Source organism: Labrenzia sp. OB1, from assembly GCF_001624695.1.
Taxonomy (GTDB): Bacteria; Pseudomonadota; Alphaproteobacteria; order Rhizobiales; family Stappiaceae; genus Roseibium.
Window position 1 is genome coordinate 1 of record NZ_JSEP01000054.1, and the last position, 4,746, is coordinate 4,746.

2 protein-coding genes and 1 pseudogene are annotated in these 4,746 nt (G+C 53.4%); 1 reads left to right on the forward strand and 2 read right to left on the reverse strand.

Annotated features, from left to right (window positions below; all coding sequences use genetic code 11):
* Nucleotides 1–211 (reverse strand): annotated as a pseudogene (locus tag OA90_RS28890) (IS630 family transposase); the annotation flags it as partial.
* A gap of 192 nt (nt 212–403) precedes the next feature.
* A complete protein-coding gene (locus OA90_RS27260; RefSeq protein WP_082837321.1) occupies nt 404–4,312 on the reverse strand; it encodes a calcium-binding protein in 3,909 nt (1,302 codons plus the stop codon).
* Nucleotides 4,313–4,532: 220 nt separating this feature from the next.
* Here OA90_RS27260 and OA90_RS27270 point away from each other — a divergent pair.
* Nucleotides 4,533–4,746 (forward strand): IS3 family transposase (locus OA90_RS27270; RefSeq protein ID WP_068416196.1); only part of this gene is annotated, 214 nt, incomplete at its 3' end.

Sequence of the window (4,746 nt, forward strand, 5' to 3'; positions counted from 1 at the left end):
CGGGGCCTTTTGCATTGAAACGCAAGACCCAGTCGCGGATCACCTGGACCGTCACGCCGCCGACCGCACCCGCATCGCTGCGCAAGCCGCCGTCATAGATCACTGCAAGCGCCAAAAGGCGCCGTGTTTGATCGGCATTCACCGAGCCACGGGCTAGATGACGAAGGGTTGGAGCATCAAAGTCATCTCGAAGACGGATAGGGGCGGACATGGCAAACTCCTCATGTTCCCCATCAGGAATCATATTCGCGAAACTTTGGGAATCCAAAAGAGTCGTCAAATTCGTCGCTTGGTATAAGCGGTGCGCCGCCCCCACATGTCAGAACGTTGGGGCAGTCAATTCAAGACATGCCGAAGTTCGATATGAACTCCGGCCCGGTGATATCTCTTGGTTTCACATCGATCAAACGAACCTGAAATCGTCCTGATGCAATTCGCTCATGATTACGCCGTTTAGTTGCAGCGACGCGTCACTATCGATAGCAATCGTAACATTGACCCCATCATCTGACGCAGCAGACATCAAACTGGAGAAATCTGCAAAATGCGCAGAGCTGAATTCGATAAGATCTTCAGTTCCAGCACCGGCAACAAAATCTGTAATGACGTCATGGCCTCCGGCACCATCAACAAAGTTGAACGTGTCATCGCCAAGACCTCCTGTAAGGATATTGCTCTCGGTACTTGCAACAATCAGATTGTCACCCGCACCTGTGATCACGTTCTCGATATTGACGGCGACTTCCTGGTTTCCGCTAACCCCGATCACCACACCCTGTTGCAGATCAATGGTGACATCGGTCGAAGTGTAGGTGAAATCCAAAGTGTCAATTCCATCGCCACCGTCAAAGCTGTCGGCGCCAGCGTTTCCGATAAGCAGATCGTCACCCATTCCACCGTTGTGAACGTCATCGCCTTCGCCGCCATTCAGCGTATCGTTATCGTCACCACCATCAATAGTGTCGTTTCCGTTACCGCCGCGAACGTCATCGTTACCCGCGCCTCCGTAAAGCTCGTCGTCACCGTTTGAGCCGAAAATATAATCCGCACCTTCACCGCCGGAGATAATGTCGGCATCGAGACCACCAACAAGCCGGTCATCGTTCTCTGTACCGGTTTGGCTTAGTTGTATGAGATCAGACTCGGTCCAGACCGTGCCGTCGGTAAAGACAATTTCCTCCAATCCATACTCGGCGAAGGGATAAAACTGCTCGTTCAACGTAATCGAGCCGCCGTCAATGAAATGCAGCGTTATATCATCGAGGTCGCTGCTGGATCGTATAACCGTCACCTCGCTGGGCAGGATTCCCTCACCGAGCACCAACCGGTCCAAGCTGCCGTCGTAGGAGCCGTCATAGATCGTGTCGTTGCCGTCTCCGAGGTTGTAGATGTAGGTGTCATTGCCGCCGAGACCATTCAGATTGTCGTTGCCGAGACCGCCCTCAATCTCATCGCCGCGGTCTTCAAACCCGGTGATTGTGTCGTCGCCGTCGGTTCGGGCTTGCTCCATCGCAACGGCCGCGAGGTCCGCCGCATCCCAGACAGTTCCGTCATCAAAGATGATTTCTTCAATACCGTACTGGGTACCCGAGTAGAATTGCTCGTTGAGAACGATCGATCCGCCATCAACGAAGTGCAGCGTCACGTCATCAGCGTCGGACGCGGAGGTCGTGACGAGAACTTCGCTGGCCAGGATACCAGCCCCGAGCACCAGCTTGTCTGCCGTGCCGTCGTAGGAGCCGTCATAGATCGTGTCGTTGCCATCTCCGAGGTTGTAGATGTAGGTGTCATTGCCGCCGAGACCATTCAGATTGTCGTTGCCGAGACCGCCCTCAATCTCATCGCCGCGGTCTTCGAACCCGGTGATCGTGTCGTCGCCGTCGGTTCGGGCTTGCTCCATCGCAACGGCCGCGAGGTCGGCCGCATCCCAGACGGTTCCGTCATCAAAGATGATTTCCTCAATACCGTACTGGGTACCCGAGTAGAATTGCTCGTTGAGAACGATCGATCCGCCATCAACGAAGTGCAGCGTCACGTCATCAGCGTCGGACGCGGAGGTCGTGACGAGAACTTCGCTGGCCAGGATACCAGCCCCGAGCACCAGCTTGTCTGCCGTGCCGTCGTAGGAGCCGTCATAGATCGTGTCGTTGCCATCTCCGAGGTTGTAGATGTAGGTGTCGTTGCCGCCTTCTCCCTGAAGTGTGTCGTCACCCTTGCCACCGAAGAGTTCGTCAGCTTCATTGGTTCCTGTTATATCGTCGTTGGTCGCGGGGTCTTCATAAGAAGAGACTGTCACAGTGATCGTTTCATCACGGATGTAGGCACCATCACTTACGGTATATACAATCGTTAGTTGACCTTCAAACCCGTCATCAGGTGTCACCAAAAGGCTGCCGGTTCCCGAAAGCGAGACAGAGCCATTTTCAGCAATCGTCGCGGCGATCACTGACAGGTTTCCATCGTCCACATCGTTGGCCAGGATATCCGAAGTTTGGATTTCAAACGGAGCCTCATTAACAAAGAAGTCGAATGTATCCGGTTCGGTTTCAGGTTTGGAATTCACCACGGTGTTCGAAGCGATATCCGCCGCGGACCAGATGGTTCCGTCATCGAACTGAATGTTCTCAACACCTGCCGAAGACGTGTAAAACTGGTTCTTTAGGACAATGATAGAACCGTCACTGAGGACAATGTCAGCATCCGATGCCTCGGCCGTTTCCTTGAAAATTTTTACGTCCGCGGAAAAAATTCCGCTGCCGAACAACAGTCGATCCGCACTACCATCATTAGAGCTTTCAATTATCGTATCGTTGCCGTCTCCAAGGTTGTAAACATAGGTGTCGTCGCCGTCGCCGCCTTTGAGCATGTCGTTGCCAAGACCGCCCTCGACAACGTCTCCCCGATCGTCAAAACCGGTAATGGTGTCGTCACCGTCCGTCTTCGCTTGTTCAAGAGCAATAGCTGCCAATTGAGCCGCATCCCAGACTGTGACGTCGGCAAAGACAATTTCCTCCAGTCCATACTCGGTAAAGGGAGAAAACTGCTCGTTCAACGTGATGGAGCCGCCATCAATGAAATGCAGCGTGACATCGTCAACATCGGAACTGGAGATCGTGACCGTGACCTCGCCGGGCAGAATGCCCTCACCGAGCACCAGCCGGTCCAGGCTGCCATCGCTGTTACCTTCGAAGATCGTGTCGTTGCCGTCGCCGAGATTATAGACGTAGGTGTCATTGCCATCACCACCGCTCAGCGTGTCGTTGCCAAGACCGCCCTCGACAACGTCTCCCCGATCGTCGAAACCGGTAATGGTGTCGTCACCGTCCGTCTTCGCTTGCTCAAGGGCGACGGCAGCGAGCATAGCCGCATTCCAGACCGTACCGTCGGCAAAGACAATTTCTTCCAGTCCATACTCGGTAAAGGGAGAAAACTGCTCGTTCAACATGATCGAGCCGCCGTCAATGAAATGCAGCGTGACGTCGTCAACATCGGAACTGGAGGTCGTGACCGTGACCTCGCCGGGCAGAATGCCCTCACCGAGCACCAGACGGTCCAGGCTGCCTTCTCTGTTACCTTCGAAGATGGTGTCGTTACCGTCGCCGAGATTATAGATGTAGGTGTCGTTGCCATCGCCGCCGCTCAGCGTGTCGTTGCCGAGACGACCGCTCAAAATGTCTGCATTTTCGGTGCCGGCTATGACATCATCACCATCTGTTCCCGCCTCGTCCAAAAGACTTGAGCGCATTTCTGCGCGCGTCCAGATGCTGCCGTCCGCGAAAACAACTTCCTCAATACCTTTATTGTAGTAACCACTTAGGCCATCCTTAATCAGGATTGAGCCTCCGTCGCCAGCTCCTGCAACGCTCTCCAGAACAACAACCCTTAGGTGATTTCCATCGTGTTCGAGAACGATTTCATCAGGATTAATATTAGCAAATACCAATTTATCCAGATTGCTCGAAAGCGTCAGGCCTTCCTCGATCGTGTCATGACCGTCTCCACGACTGTAGTAGTATGTGTCACTCCCATCGCCACCGTGAAGAACATCATCTCCCAGCCCACCAGTAATTGAATCGTCTCCCGCCTCACCGTAAAGAGTGTCGTCTCCAGCCCCCCCGTCAATTTGCTCAGATGATGAGAAACCGACGTAAACATCATCCTCGGATGTCAGATTCTGCTCCTTGTACTTTTGCTGGATGACGTCCTTGTTCCATACTGTACTTTCGGAAAAGGTAATTGTTTCAATGCCTGAACCGGAGTTGTTCAGGAATTCGCTGTCAAGAGTAATTTCAGACCCGTCAGAGAGCCTCAAAGAAACATCGTGGAAATTCGATGCACTTCTGATTATCTCGATGTCAGACGCTAGGATTGAGTCACCGAAGACAAGTGTGTCATTAACACCAGAAAAACTCTCGTAAATGGTATCGGATCCATCGCCGAGATAATAAAGAGCTGGCTCGGGAAATCTGAACAGCTAGGATAAGTGGAATTTCTGCCTGACTTTGGCTTAGATGCCGGAAACAGGAGAGATCATGACGAGACGACCGCGCCGGAACCACAGCCCGGCTTTCAAGGCGAAAGTGGCGCTTGCCGCGATCAAAGGCGAGCAGACGCTGGTGGAACTGTCCCAGCAGTTCGACGTGCACGCCAACCAGATCAAGCAGTGGAAAGACCAACTCCTTGAGGGGGCGATGGGCGTTTTTGGTGATGAAGCCAAGAGAGAACCGGCTACACCTCCGGTCGATG